Here is a 14,132-nt window from a genome sequence, read left to right on the forward strand (position 1 = left end):
TCAAATCTCTTTCGACCGACCGACCGAGCGCGCAAAGCTGTCGGCAAGCACGTTGACGGCAACGGAGAAGGCAGCAATTGCCAGAGCTGGCGCGATTGCGATCCATGGCGAGATCGTGATGCCAATCCGGTTTTCGCTGATTATCAGACCCCAGTCGGCCGCCGGCGGTGGCAGGCCCAGGCCCAGGTAGCTTAGCGAAGCGTAGAGGATGATCGACCCGCAAAGTCGGACCCCGAAGTCGGCAAGGACCGGTGTCAGCACGTTGGGCAGGATGTCAAGGAAGCAGATTGCGGCCCAGCTTTCCCCGCGCGCGAAAGCAGCTTCGACGTACTCGTTCTTTGATATGTCCATCGTGATCAGTCGCACGATACGGAAGATGCGGGGTGAATGCAGGATCACAATCCCTATGATGACTGTGGGCAGGCTTGGCCCGGTCGAGGCGAGAAGGACGAGAAGAAAGATGGCCGGCGGGAGCGCGTAGATCACGTCGGAAATGGCAATCAGAAAAATATCCAGCGGGCCTCGCCGCAGGCCCGAGTAGATGCCAAGCGGCACCGCGACTACATAGGCCGCCACGGTCGCGCAAAGCGCGACGACGAGCACAGTCCTCCCGCCATAGAGAAAGCGACTGAAAGTGTCGCGCCCCAGGAAGTCGGTTCCGAGCCAATGCTCGTGGGTTATGGTCGCGAAGGGAGCCCCGACGATTTCATCGAAGGCGTACGGACTGAACAATGGTCCGAACGAGGCGAGGGCAACGATGATGACGACCAGGACCAGAGCGATGCGAGCTGCTGGCTTCGCCAGGGTCAGGCGCAGGACGGAGCGGCGCATACGGTCAATCTCTCCGGCTAGGTCGTGCCGCGCGCCACGCGCAGCCTTGGATTAAGAAGAAGGATCAGCGCTTCGGACACCAGGTTGATAAGCACATAGGTCGCCGTGATGATCAGCGTGATGGCCAGAACTGTCGGCATGTCTCGGTTGATAACCGCTTCCGAGAGCGCGCTGCCGATGCCCGGCAGTTGAAAGACGGACTCGGTGACCACCACTCCGCCGGCCAACCAGGCCGCATTCAACGCGATTGTCTGGATGCTGGGTGTGATGGTGTTGGGAAGAACATGACGTAAAAGCACCCGCGCGGGGCTTATGCCCCTCAGCCGTACCATATAGATGTATTCGGCGTTCAACACTTCGAGTGCCACCGCCCGCACCATGCGTACGACCTGGGCCAGCGTTGTGCCGAGCAGGGTCAGGACCGGCAAAATGAAAAGGGTCGATTGAGATGAAAGCGGAAGGCTGTCGTTGATCAGCGAAACCGGCGGCAACCAACGAAGATAAACCGCGAAAAGCACAATCAATACCGTGCCGATTACGAACTCAGGCAGGGCAACGGTCACGATTGTCGGAACTGATATCAGGTGGTCGGCCAATCTGTCTTTGTAGATCGCCGCGGCAACGCCGAGCACGAAGGAGAGCGGTATCAGCAGGAGCAGCGATGTGACCGTCAGTATCAGGGTGTTGACGGCCCTCGGCCCAATCGTCTCCCAGACTGGCCGGCCGGACGGAATTGACCGGCCGAAGTCGCCGGTGAGCGCGCCCCCGATCCAGCTGGCATATTGCACGACGGCCGGCCGATCCATGCCAAACTCGCGCCTGAGCGCCTCCACCGCCGAAGGGTCCGCCTTGGCACCGAGCGCTGCCCGGGCCGGATCTCCCGGCAGATATTGGGTCGCGGCAAAGACGACAATGGAGACGGCAAAAAGAGTGACGACAGCCAGGACTATTCTTGTCAACAGAAGCTGCAGCAAGGGTTTATTCAAGGGCTCTCACCTTCAGAGAAAGGGAGCCGCCGCGGCTTGGCTGGCCACGGCGGCTGCAGTTTACCCGAGATAGACGCTTTCGAACTGATAATAGCCGAGATTTCTCTGGGTGGAGGGAACGATATTCTTGACCTTGGCGCTGGCGGCGTCGAGAAGATCACGGAAGCCCCAGATGATGTAAGCTCCCTCGTTCCACAGGACCTTCTGAGCCTCCACATAATATTCGCGGCGCTTGGGGCCATCGAACGTGGTTCTTGCCTTGCTTACCCACTTGTCGAACTCGTCACTGGTCCAATCCGGTTCGTTCCAGTAGGCACCCCGGGCATAGCCTTGGCCGAACTGGGATTCGAGAGTGTGCTGTCCCCAATCCGAACTGCCCATCTGCGTCTTTTTGAAGTTCGGACCGGAATAGTAGCTGTCGGGCGGCACGACCAGAAGTTCGATGTTGACGCCGATCTTCTTGGCCTGGTTGGCGATGAGCGTAGCCGACGCCTGCATACCTGGAGCGGCATCCGAGGTGTAGAGGGTGATCGCCTGGCTATTGTCAAAGCCCGCCTGCTTGAGCAGCGATTTCGCCTGATCCGGGTCGTAAGCGCGTTGCGGCAGTTCGGAGGCGTAGTCTGGATCCGTGATGCAATGCAGGTCGTTGCCAATCCTGCCATATCCCGACAATGCGTTGTCGAGCAGTTGCTGGCGGTCGATCATGAGCCGGAACGCCTGGCGGACGCGCACGTCCGTAAAGGGTTTCAGGTTCGTCATCATGAATTGGTCGGTCGTGGCACCGCTCTTCGAGCGCAGCAGGGTGAGTGCGGGATTTGCTTCAATCAGGCGCGCAAGACTTCCATCGAGCTGAGCCACGGCATCGACCTGGTTGGCCACCAGCGCATTCATGCGCGCGGTCGGGTCGTTGATCGCGATGAATTCGACCCCATCGAGATATGGCTGGTCGGGCGTGCGATAGTTATCGCTGCGTGCCAGCGTCACCCGCTGACCGCGGGACCATGACACAAACTTGAAGGGCCCGGTCCCGATCGGCTTGTCGAAGTCGGTCGTGCCGTCCTTCATGAGGAACATGACCTTGCTGCCCAGCACTTGCGGCAACAGCGCATAGGGCTGCTTCAATTCGACTTCGACCGTATTGGCGTCGAGCGCGCGTACCCCTTTCGGCTCCATGAGCGGCGCCAGGTTGGGGTAGGCATCGGCCTTGTTGTCAGAATTGAGGATGTACTGGATGGTGTAGACGACGTCCTTGGCCGTGAAAGGCGCGCCGTCATGCCAGACCACACCTTTCTTGAGCTTGATTTTCCAGACGTTGCCCTCGGCGTTGTGAGTGAAGTCATCCGCCAGCTTGTTGTAGAGATTGCCATCCTTGTCGAAGTCGGTGAGCCGGTCGAAGATCGACTGGGCGACGGCGAAATCCATATCGCCTGTCGAGATGAAGGGGTTGAGCGACGATTTCGCCCCGGCTGCGCCTAGACCGACGCGGAGCGTCCCTCCCCGCTTCGGTTCATCGGCCAGGGCCGGGCGAAGCCCCGCCCCGGCAAGCATCATACCGGTGCCCAACAACAAGCCTGTCTTCAGCACATCGCGCCGCCCGATAAGCGTCGAATCTGCCTTTGGGCGATTTATGTCCTTGCTCATTCCACATTCCCTCCTGTTTAGATGGTTTTCTTCGGCTTATTCATTCAACCAATGGGCGGAGCGCCCGCGCCTGGCCACGGCTTAGGCAAGCAGTCCAGCAAGCTTGAGGGCCTTCAGGATGTTTTCCTGGTCCTGCTTGGCCAGGTTGCCATTGGGCTTGCGCGGTTCACCCACCTTGCGGCCTTGAGCGTTGATGGCAAACTTGATGCGGGCGGGGAAATTCACGCTCTTGGTCATCTCCCGTGCGAGCGGCGCGATCTTGTCCGTCAGCTTCCGGCCAAGGACGTAGTCGCCGGCTGCGTGGGCGGCGAAGATCTCCCCGTACTGTTTCGGGATGACGGTGTTGATGCCGGAAATCGAGGCCTGCGCCCCAAACAGAAAGCTCGCAATGTTCACGCTGTCCGCGCCAGCGGCAATGGCGACCCGGTCGCCGACGGTCTGGACGAGTTCCGTCACCGGCTCCAGCGCCACTTCCTTCACGCAGATGACTTCGGGCAGTTGGGCTACGCGCTGCATGACGGCAGGGGGGTTGAAGAAGTGGTTATAGTAGATGATGGGTAGAGAGGTCGCCGCCCCAACATCCTGGATGAACTTGTCCAGCCCATCGCCCGACGGGGTATTATAGATTGGCGGCCCAAGCATCAGCGCACAGGCGCCGGCCTGCTTGGCGAGCAGACCACGCTTGATGGCGTCGCGGGTGGTGGTTGTGATTATCCCGGCGATTACGCGCAGCTTGCTGTTGGCCGTGGCTGTTTCCACCAAGAGCTCGAGTTCCTCTGCGGAAAGCTCATCGCCCGAACCGGTGCTTCCGCCGACCACGGCAAGGCGAATGCCAGCGCTTTCCATGAACCGAAGCTCACCCTTGAAGAGATCCAGGTCGAGATCACCATCGGGTCTAAACGTCGAAACGAGCGGCGGGATGATCCCCTTGATCTCGTCCTTTTGAAGCACAGTCGCCATTGCAGTTCCTTATTTCATCTAGTGAAAGTCACTATTACTGAATGAACATCCAGCGAAGAGCGGAGCTTGTCAAGGGCATTTCGCAATGACGGCGCTGAATGACCGAGACAGGCTTGCTGCGCTTGGTTTTCAGCCCGCCGAACCCGTTCGCTGGTAAACAGGCATCTTCGTGCGGGGAGCAGTGAAGCCGGCCATAATGCGACGCGGTCGGAGCACCGATCTTGTGGCGCAAGACGAGAATGCACACAGCGGGGTCATGGCATGAGTTGCGCGGGCTTGGTGGCAACCAAATCCCGCACTACACCCTTTGCGACCTTTGCACTCCTGGCGCGGCGATCGCGCTTGTGCTCAAGGCCCCGTACCTCGGCCGATCCGTAAGGATCACTGTTCTTGCGACCTGGAAACAGGCCACCCCCGTAACGCGACGGCGTGACATCCGTGACCCCGATCACAGTGTCCTGCCCCATCTCGCATCACCGTCGGCGTCTGGCAGGGAAAGCGATGCGGACGACCATAAAGGACGGTCAGTCGCTGTTTGCCCGACCGAGATCGATGATATGAGACGAACTGAGGCAGCTGTCCTCAACGGCCAAAGTACGGTCAGCTATTGTCCGTTGCGCAGATCGCTGATCTTGGCCACAGAAAGCTGGACGTCAGAGAAAACAGCCGTCGTCCCCTCGCCCGTCGGCGATTGAACGCCCAATCCTATGCGCACCGGCCGCCTTTCGACGCCGGGCAGAGTGAACCAGCGCAGGAAATTCCAGTATTTGCCGTCTTCCGAAAAATGGAACGCGACCGTCTCGCCATCGCAATAAGCACGCAGCCACACGTGGGCGCCCGAATGACGAGGACCGTCCGAGTCGTCGGATGTGCCGCGCGTCACCACGCTCACGATGGTCGGCTTACGCGCGGCAGAAAATTCGAAGGCGATCTTTGCCCAATTGTTGTCGTCGCATTCGATGAAGATCGCGCCGGCGTCGTAAGCGGAGGCGAAGTCGACGGAGACCCTGGCAGACAGCGCAAAATGCTGCTCGTCGATCTCGCGCACCAATCGCGTGACATTCGCGGCCCGGCTTTTGCCGCTCGGGGCGAAGAACCAGTCCGTGTTCGCGTTGGCCCGCAGCCGCACCGAGGCGTTCTCGATTGCCGCGGAGCCGTTGTCAGCCCCCTCAACGCGCATGCTGTCGAGCTTCATGTTTTTTCCTTCACTTCAACAAATTCCGCCGAGAGCCGGCCGGTTTTGACCGGCTTAAACAGCGCTGAGAACGGCACTCGGCGCCAATGCTTGATACCGCCCGCGAAGCGCGCCAAGGATCGCCGAATTCAGGGGTGGAGTTCTATGGCGAGCCACACCGAATCGGTATCCGCGTAGTAGCGGTGCCATGGGTAGGCCCACTCATTCTTGCCGCTGACCCTGCAGAAGGGGTCATGCGAATAACCGACCGGCATCACAACGTCTTCATAAATTGTCGTTTCGTCACGAAGTCGAAACTTCTGCATCCGGCCGCAGCCGTGGATTTGCGTGTGTGTTTCAAGGAAGCGATGCTCATTGTGAATGAAGCAGTCAGTGTCTCCCGGCGACCACCAAAGGTTCAGCTTGAGCGTGAACGTCTGCGGGGTGCCGGGTGCTGCGCGCTCGTTGGTGAATACCAAAGGATCGGTGCTGACCGTGCCGATCTCATCCTGCGGGGAAATGAACAGCGGCGTGTCGCGTGGGAAGCTCTTGATTCGATTGCCAAGCCAGTCCCAGCCACGAAATATGCAGCCGCCGAGATTGGTGGCTTTTCGCACCTTCAGAAGCGCCGCCCGTTCCGCGGATTTGATTTGCCCGCCCTTCAGCCATGTCGATTTCCAGGCAGGCACGATCGCCGGATGCTCATCTCCTGTGATCATCGCGCTGGGGCTGACATTCACAACGACAGCGTCTTCAACCGGATAGTCGTGGACATCTTCGACGAGCTTGGCGAAGATGAAGTCGTCGGCAAACGAAAGGTCTCTCGTCTGGTTCGGCACGGTTTTGTCGTCCATCATCAGGGTAACCTGAGCCCGACCACACCACAATGCGGACGCCAAAAGAAGTGCGCGTCTGGACGATTCTTGTCGTAACTTGACGTCAATTCTGCGCCATATTGCGAAGTGCGCCGGTCCCGGTGGGTAAGCTGGCAATCGGGTGCCTTCGAAAGACTGGCTCTCAGGGCGCCAGCAATGCCAGGCACAGAGTGACCTCACCACAGCGAACTCTCTCGCTTGGCGCGTCACATTGCTTCCATGTTCCATGCGTTGCGAACTTGTCATGAGCTCTCGATGTTTGCCTACTAAGCGAGATTGGCAGAGGCAGCTTCGACATTGCGTCGTATCGATGATCGAACAGGAGATCTGCCGCGCCAAAATCCGGCATGAAACCCGACCTCAGGCTGGAGCTCGATCAGAGGATCTCGACCCCATGACAAAGTATGGCTCGGCCCTCTTGGGCATCCGACCGCGAAATTATGCAGACCAACTGTGACTACATAGTCGTTGGCGGCGGCTCGACTGGATGCGTGGTTGCCGCGCGGCTTTCGGAAGATCCTGATGCCTCGGTCTTCCTGCTGGAGGAAGGCCCACGCGACTTCAATCCCTACATCCATATCCCGGGTGCCTACTATAAGACCGCACAAGGGCCCCTATTGAAAAGGATTCCCTGGGAACCAACCGCAGCCCAATCCCGTGTCGAGCAGCCGACGATGGTCCAGGCCCGGGTGCTGGGCGGCGGCAGTTCCGTCAACGCGATGATCTATATCCGCGGGGCGCCATCCGACTATGCGCGGTGGGAAGCGCTCGGCGCGGATGGCTGGAACTATGATGATGTGTTGCCCTACTTTCGGCGGTCGGAAGACAACAACCGGTTCTGCAACCAGGCCCACGCCGTAGGGGGACCGCTAGGCGTTTCCGACATCGACCATATCCACCCCCTCACACGCGCCTGGCTGCAGGCGTGCCAGCAGGCTGGGCTGCCCTATAATCCTGATTTCAATTCCGGCGATCAGGCCGGCTGCGGTCTTTACCAGATCACCGCCAAAAACAGGCGGCGCAGCAGCGCCGCAACGGCCTTCATCAAACCCGCCCGCCACCGACCTAATCTCCAGGTTCGAACGGGTTCCACGGTGACGCGGATAATTGTCGAAAAGGGGCGGGCCGTCGGGGTCGAGTATGTAGCGAAGGGCCGCAAATGGGCCCTCATGGCCAGTCGCGAAGTAATCTTGTCGGCAGGTGCGATTGCCTCGCCGAAATTGCTGATGTTATCAGGGATCGGTCCGGCCGACGCTTTGCGCGGACATGGCATTCCTGTCGTTGCCGATCTGCCCGGGGTCGGACAGAACCTGCAGGACCATATCGAGATATCGCTCGTCTATCAGTTGAACGGGCCCCACAGCTACGACAAATACAAGAAGCCGCACTGGAAAGCCGCGGCTGGCCTGAACTATCTACTGTTCAGGGATGGCCCGGCTTCTTCCAATCTGATCGAAGGAGGGGCGTTCTGGTGGGGCAACACAAGCGAAGCGATCCCGGATGTGCAATATTTCATGGTCGTGGGTGCGGGCATCGAGGAAGGCGTCGACGCCGTCCCGGGCGGAAACGGCTGCACGATAAACCTAGGACAGATCCGGCCTCGGTCTCGAGGGGAAGTGACGCTGAAAAGTGCCGATCCTTACGCCAACCCACGCGTGGCCCCGCGGTATTTTTCCGACCCCTATGATCTCGATGCGGTGGTTGAAGGAACGATGGGGGCGTTCGATATCATGGAGCGACCCGCCATCCGCCGCTACATTGCCTCAAGGCAGATCCCGTCCGCCGGGACAGCGACGCCACTACAGTTGAGAAAGTTCTGCCAGGAGGTCGCGCATCCGGCGCTGCATCCTGCAGGCACCTGCCGAATGGGCAAGGACGGCATGGCAGTGGTTGATCCCGAGCTTCGCGTCCACAGTATCGAAGGCCTTCGCGTGGCGGATGCGTCGGTCATGCCAACGCTCATATCCGGCAATCCCAACGCTGTGTGCATTATGATCGGCGAGAGGACTGCGAACTTTGTCCAGCATGGCAAGTAGAAACGCGCGACCCTGCTCCCTCTCAAAGATTAGCCGGCGCCCGCGGTGGCCTGCCTTGGCCACCACCAACCATGACGGCCTCGCTCCAATCACCGGTGTCTCAATTTGAACGCCACACCAGAGAGAATAGCGATAGTGAACTACAGCTCGACGATCTCCCCTGCGATCCGAAGCAGCCGTTTCTTTTGCAGCCTTTTCTTTTTGGGAGCAGGCGTCGGCATCGGAGCTTGGGCGTCCTCACTTCCAGTCCTCAGCGCTCAAATGGAACTGGACAAGGCGCAACTCGGGTGGATCCTGATTGGCTTCGCTCTGGGCGCAATTGTGATGATGACCAATATCGGTCGCTTGGCTGCCATTGCCCCGAGCAGTGTGCTCAGCTTGCTGGGATCTCTAACGTTCGGCGCAGCGCTGTTGGCCCTCCCGTACGCCGGTGGCACCTATTGGCTGGCGTTGATTGTGTTTTTTGCCGGTATCGGTTTCGGGACGCTCGACGTATCGATGAATATTGATGCCTCGACAGTGGAGCGTCACATGGGTCGGCAAGCAATGTCCTCTTTTCATGCCGTATTCAGTTTCGGAAGCCTGATCGGCGCATTCGTTGTCGGCCAGATACTGTCCAACGGCGGCGCCTTGGCCGTTTGTCTTGGGGTGGCGGGACTTGGTGTTGCGGCAGTCGCGGTCGTCGCCTGCATAGGATGGAACAATTCAGGCCGGTTCGACGATCCTGCCGACTCCATTGAGGCGACGGATGGCAAATTCGATAATGCAATAAGGAAGCATCTTTACCTGCTTGGTGGCCTGGCATTCTTAGGGATGCTGGCCGAGGGCGGGATGATGGATTGGAGCGCTATTTACATCGTGACCCGATCCGGAGGAGCAGAAAGCACAGGCGCCTATGGTTTTGCGGCATTTGCAACCATGATGGCAACCGGCCGCCTATTCGGTGACGCCATCGTTAAGCGGATCGGCCAGATGCCGATGTTGCGCTATTGCACAATAGTTTGCGCAGGCTCGGTGTTCACAATGATCCTGATGGGCGGCAATCTTCCTGTTGTTCTGATTGCGCTCGCCATATGCGGTCTTGGCCTAGCAAACGTCGTGCCCACACTTTTCGCCGCCGCCGGGCGTGCAGGTGGCACTTCTGCTGCTCGGGCAATGTCGATCGTGACGACGATGGGATACGCGGGATTGCTTCTTGGGCCTGGATTGTTGGGTTTTATTGCTCAGATTTCGTCGCTCGTCGGCAGCTTATCCGTCATCCTAATGGCATTTGTCGCAGTTTCGGCTTCAGCGCGCTCGAGCGAATGCTAGGGTTTGGCCACTCACCCGTCCGTGGTGAGGCGGATGGCTCGCATGCACATTCTTAGGCCTCGCCAAGGACGTAGCTGCCAGCTGTATGGCCTCGCGCAGTTAGCTTTTGACACTGACCTACAGCCGGGGGGCAGGTTTCGCGGAACAATGGTATTCGTCCGACTGGGCACAAGCCGATCGCGTGCTGCCGGGCTAAGTTATGTTGTAGGGGCGAACACGGTTACCAACTGAATATGAGACTGGATGTCTGAAAAGGGCCGAAAGCGGAACGGGAGCTTCACAATTTCGACACCAGCCAACGGCATCGGCCCTTCCCTTTTTCGGACTCGATATCCATTTCTGACGGGTCGAGCCATCGCGCCGGAGCATACTGGCTTTCAGCAGACAGCGATGTCGCTCCCGAAAGCGTCTGAAAGGGTAACTTATGACGATCACTGGAGCTCAATGCCGCGCTGCTCGCGCGCTGGTCGAATGGACTCGTGAAAAGCTCGCCAGCAATTCAGGCGTGGATGCGCTGGCCATCGAGGAATTCGAACGTCGGATCACACTCCCCGACTACGAAGTCTGTAATAGGCTCCAAATCGCGCTCGAAGGCGCCGGCGCCTTTTTTATTGCCGAGAACGGCGGCGGTATCGGGGTTCGCCTGAAACTAAACCGCTCCGAGGTCAGGCGGATCAGCGTTCTCGAGAATGAGGGGGGCATCGTTGGCACGGATGCCGTTCCATAGATCCTGGGCAGGGTCCTCAACGGTACACCGCGCGCGAGGCGATGTAATCGAAATCAGCGAGCCCACCGCTGCTTCTGGGTACACTTTGAACAGTCTGCTCTTAGCGTTGGTCGTTTGCGGAACTCATGGCACGCGCGGCGCTTCACGGGACCGCAGCGAGGGCATGGTGGCGTCCCGCTCAATTCGTGGTGACCGCGGATTCCCAAGACGAACAACGATGATGATCCATGCGGACCTTGATCAACTTCGGATAGGCGGTACCGCAAAAACTTCCACGTCGACCGAACGCAGAAGGCTTTCTGTCACGCTTCCCAGAAATAATTTGATGAAGCCCGAACGGCTATGCGTTCCGATCACCAGAAGATCGGGCGCCACCTCGTTAATTGCCTCCATGATCGCCTCGACCGGGCCGCCTTCCCTAATTTGCAGCGACCAATTGTCGACGTCAAAGTCGTTCGCTTCCAGAAATGCTATGAGTTCTTTTTCCACCTGCGAACGTTCTGTCGCCACGTAGCTCGCCAACTCGTCCTTGCCTATTCCGGCATTTGACATTTTTCCCTTGGCGAAGGCATCGAACCCATGGACCAGCGAAAAACTGGCCTCGCCTATCAATCCGGTTTCCTTCGCCGTGCTTATTGCGCGCGCCGACGGCTCGGACATATCCACGGCAGCCATCACTTTTTTGTAGGAATGTTCTACCTCAGCATTCACCATGAGCACTGGGAATTGTCCGGTGCGGATCACACGTTCGATCGTCGTTCCCACAAAGACATCACGGAGCAATTGCTTGCGGTGCGCGCCCATGACAATGAGATCGACCCCGCGCGCCTCGGCCGCATTCAAAATGCCGCGGAACGGATTCCCAGTCACGACTGCGAAATCACATTGGAGTCCCTTCAACTCGGCGATCGAGGTCATTTGTTCTGCAAGATATCTTCGGGCCTCGCGGGTTTCGAGCCGGACTATGGCTGAGGGTTGGTCGTCGTCGACGACATGGACGAGCGTGAGTTCCGCGGCAACGTTCCGGGCCAGAAGGCCGGCCCGCCGCAATGCCCGTTGTGACCGGGTGGAAAAATCTGTCGCCGCAAGGATTTTCATGCCAGGTTCCGTCTTCCTCGTCCATGAGATCACCATCCCCTTCCTTCGGGAGACTTTGGGTAATGATCTAAGTGACGATGGTCTCGTTTGTCCGCCGAGTCACCCCAGGCGCTGGCTCAACTGTTTCAAAGTGCCGCTTTTGGCAGGTCTTGCGGCTGAGCCTGCCATTGTCCGCCTTGACTTCACGAATTACGTCACCAACTATACCTATATGAACGCCGCAGCCAAATTCTGTCGTGATTTTCTTTTCCGGGTTTGCCCCATCGCGGGATCTTAACCCCCGGCCCGGCTGCCAATGCGCCCCGAGCCGAGGGGTAACGCTTAATCGACATGTTAGGATCAGCAGGGCTCCAACCTTTTGGCGCACTGGGATCAATTTCCGAAGTCGCCTGTCCGCCACCTTTGATGGCGGCTGAGCCAGTAGAAATATGAGCATTAGATGCAGAAAAACTCGAAAATCCGGCGCAAGCCGAATATCCGCATCTCGCAGTCGGATCATGCGCGCTTATCGGTGCTCGCGAGCACTTTCGCCGCACGATATCCGGAGGCTTCCGATGAGCTGCTCGCCGAGCTCGAGCGCGCGCGGATCGTCGCCGATGGTTGGGTCTCCGCCGGTACCGTCCGGATGGGTTCAACTGTGACGTTCAAGCCCGACACCGGTGATCGGAGAACGGTAACGCTGGTTTTCCCTGGCGATGCTGACATCTCCGAAGGCAAGGTTTCGATTCTTACACCGATTGGCACAGCCCTGATCGGCCTCTCGGCTGGACAGTCAATCATGTGGACCGCCCGAGACGGGCGCCGGCACGAACTGTTGGTGCTTGGTGTGACCCAGCCCGCCCCGCAAGGTGATGGAGTCAGTCAGCTCGCACCTGCGTCTCCAACGATGGCGGCGAGCGTCTGACATGGGCGTCTCCGTCCGTCTCCTCAATCATGCAGGCAGCTTGATCGCGGGAGTCTGACCCCTGCGCCGGCTCATCTCGGTCCGGCACAGGGGTACTTCCTCACATCCGATCAACTGCAGTTGCCGGATCGCCTTGTGCGGGCCGGCTGGAGACGTACCATGCCCAATATAGACACCTGCCAACTGACCACCAAGGATTACACGATTCTTCAAGTGATACGGGAACGCCATCCGATCCGCGACGAAACCTTCTCGACTATTCTCCAGCGGAAGATTTCGAGCGCAGTTGTCATGTTTCGCGATGACATCCCAGCGAACGTCGTGACACTCAGCAGCCGCGTGGCCTATCGGGTGAACGACGGTCCTGCCGAAACCCGCATCGTCGCACATGACCAGATGCGCGGTCTGGTTGGCATGCTTTTGCCTATCACCAATCCGCGAGGCCTGGCGTTGCTCGGTCTGGCCAAGGGGCAGTCGATGTCCATTCCGACAGCGGACGGGATGCTTGAAACGCTGACGGTGCATGAAGTGGTTTACCAACCAGAAGCCGCAAGGCGCGAGAGACTGAAACTGGCGGGAGTTGCTGCATCGGATTCGCTGCGGCTGGATGGACACGGTCCGCGGGCCGTCCATCGTTCCGATGAACCGCACGACGAAGTTCAGAACAAGGTTGCGGCGGCTTTCAACGCCGGGTTCGACGACCCGGGGCCGTCGGCTGCCTGAGGGCTCGACTATGCCGAAGGCTGTGAAGGCGGGTAGACAAGCATTCCATCGGCTCCTGCCCTCACGCCGTCGGTGAGTTTCGCTGGCACGACCTTGTCATGGCTCATCAGATGAAAAACGGACTCGCCGCGGCTGATCAGGTAGTCCGCGACGATCCTTCTGTGACAGCGCCACCACAGCGCTTCCGAGCACATGACGGCACACTGCCGCTCCCTGCCGAGCGATACAAGCCGGGCCAGGCCGTCATGAAACTCCGCCGACAACGCGTAGTCGGCGTAGTTGTGAAAACTCTGGTTAATCCAGAACGCGTTTAGCTTCGCCCACATGCAGCAGGGCAACGAATTCTGGAATCGACCTGGTCGAGTGACCGATAGTGTAAAACGGATAAGGCACATTTTCTCCCTTGTCGACCCACAGCCAGCCATGTGGCTTCGCGCCTGGGAGGAACGATCATCCACAACGTGTTTAAATCCGCCTCGCGCCTCCTGCAGTCCCTCACTCCCGCGGCATGCTCCCGAATAGATGATTCCGGCGCCTTGCGCGACCTCGAGCCTACCTGACTCAATATCGGGAGCTGCGGCGCCGATGCGGAAATATTGCCGGCATCAGTTGTGCTCCGTCGTGGCTATTTGATTCCTGAGACTCGCCCCCGGCGTGCAGATGTGCGCTCACAGTTGTCTGCGTACAAAGGCGACCGCGGTCTTCCAGACGCTGCCCGAATGACGATTTCAAGCAAGGTGCGGGCGCGATTGATGCCCACCGGCTCGCTTGCAAGAGCAATAAATTTGCACTTACGCGGCATTTAATTCCGTTTGCCTTCCTCTTCCCTCCGTAGCACGTTTGGGGCGGTACGGAGCTGGCGCCTC

The 14,132-nt window shown here is 59.0% G+C and carries 12 protein-coding genes and 1 pseudogene; 5 read left to right on the forward strand and 8 right to left on the reverse strand.

What is annotated here, in order from left to right:
- The 6 genes from P9228_RS26250 to P9228_RS26275 form a co-directional block, all read right to left on the reverse strand.
- Window positions 1-831 carry an ABC transporter permease gene (locus P9228_RS26250; RefSeq protein WP_278056355.1) on the reverse strand — a complete coding sequence of 277 codons (831 nt, stop codon included), beginning with the start codon at window positions 829-831 and terminating at the stop codon, window positions 1-3.
- Between the two features lie 17 nt (window positions 832-848).
- The gene (locus P9228_RS26255; RefSeq protein ID WP_245418846.1) at window positions 849-1,805 is read right to left on the reverse strand and encodes an ABC transporter permease; all 957 of its coding nucleotides are present in this window, start codon (window positions 1,803-1,805) and stop codon (window positions 849-851) included.
- 72 nt (window positions 1,806-1,877) lie between these two features.
- Window positions 1,878-3,401 carry an ABC transporter substrate-binding protein gene (locus P9228_RS26260; protein ID WP_245520165.1) on the reverse strand — a complete coding sequence of 508 codons (1,524 nt, stop codon included), beginning with the start codon at window positions 3,399-3,401 and terminating at the stop codon, window positions 1,878-1,880.
- A gap of 138 nt (window positions 3,402-3,539) precedes the next feature.
- Window positions 3,540-4,409, reverse strand: a complete 870-nt coding sequence (locus tag P9228_RS26265; RefSeq protein WP_245459649.1) for a dihydrodipicolinate synthase family protein — start codon at window positions 4,407-4,409, stop codon at window positions 3,540-3,542.
- A gap of 613 nt (window positions 4,410-5,022) precedes the next feature.
- Window positions 5,023-5,613 carry a DUF1349 domain-containing protein gene (locus P9228_RS26270; RefSeq protein WP_245460564.1) on the reverse strand — a complete coding sequence of 197 codons (591 nt, stop codon included), beginning with the start codon at window positions 5,611-5,613 and terminating at the stop codon, window positions 5,023-5,025.
- 128 nt (window positions 5,614-5,741) lie between these two features.
- Window positions 5,742-6,449 carry a hypothetical protein gene (locus tag P9228_RS26275; protein WP_278056362.1) on the reverse strand — a complete coding sequence of 236 codons (708 nt, stop codon included), beginning with the start codon at window positions 6,447-6,449 and terminating at the stop codon, window positions 5,742-5,744.
- Window positions 6,450-6,907: 458 nt separating this feature from the next.
- Between P9228_RS26275 and P9228_RS26280 the strand changes: the two genes are divergently transcribed.
- The 3 genes from P9228_RS26280 to P9228_RS26290 all read left to right on the forward strand — a co-directional run bounded on the left by P9228_RS26280 (window position 6,908) and on the right by P9228_RS26290 (window position 10,541).
- A complete protein-coding gene (locus P9228_RS26280) occupies window positions 6,908-8,503 on the forward strand; it encodes a GMC family oxidoreductase N-terminal domain-containing protein (RefSeq protein WP_278056364.1) in 1,596 nt (531 codons plus the stop codon).
- A gap of 135 nt (window positions 8,504-8,638) precedes the next feature.
- Window positions 8,639-9,814, forward strand: a complete 1,176-nt coding sequence (locus P9228_RS26285) for an MFS transporter (RefSeq protein ID WP_164750355.1) — start codon at window positions 8,639-8,641, stop codon at window positions 9,812-9,814.
- Window positions 9,815-10,238: 424 nt separating this feature from the next.
- Window positions 10,239-10,541, forward strand: coding sequence for a hypothetical protein (locus P9228_RS26290; protein ID WP_067330561.1), 303 nt, complete (start codon window positions 10,239-10,241; stop codon window positions 10,539-10,541).
- Between the two features lie 240 nt (window positions 10,542-10,781).
- Here P9228_RS26290 and P9228_RS26295 read toward each other — a convergent pair whose 3' ends face one another.
- A complete protein-coding gene (locus P9228_RS26295; protein ID WP_278056368.1) occupies window positions 10,782-11,639 on the reverse strand; it encodes a universal stress protein in 858 nt (285 codons plus the stop codon).
- A 439-nt stretch (window positions 11,640-12,078) separates the two neighbouring features.
- Between P9228_RS26295 and rnk the strand changes: the two genes are divergently transcribed.
- Window positions 12,079-12,543 (forward strand): nucleoside diphosphate kinase regulator, encoded by a 465-nt coding sequence (gene rnk, locus P9228_RS26300; protein ID WP_067330551.1) that lies wholly within the window; start codon window positions 12,079-12,081, stop codon window positions 12,541-12,543.
- Between the two features lie 159 nt (window positions 12,544-12,702).
- Window positions 12,703-13,266: a nucleoside-diphosphate kinase gene (locus tag P9228_RS26305; RefSeq protein ID WP_067330548.1), complete on the forward strand. Its 564-nt coding sequence runs from the start codon at window positions 12,703-12,705 to the stop codon at window positions 13,264-13,266.
- Between the two features lie 8 nt (window positions 13,267-13,274).
- On the opposite strand, the pseudogene P9228_RS26310 reads toward P9228_RS26305, so the two are convergent.
- A pseudogene (locus P9228_RS26310) lies at window positions 13,275-13,659 on the reverse strand (DUF488 family protein).
- Between the last annotated feature and the right edge of the window lie 473 nt (window positions 13,660-14,132).

Origin of the sequence: Mesorhizobium sp. WSM4898 (assembly GCF_029625845.1) — a bacterium.
Taxonomy (GTDB): Bacteria; Pseudomonadota; Alphaproteobacteria; order Rhizobiales; family Rhizobiaceae; genus Mesorhizobium.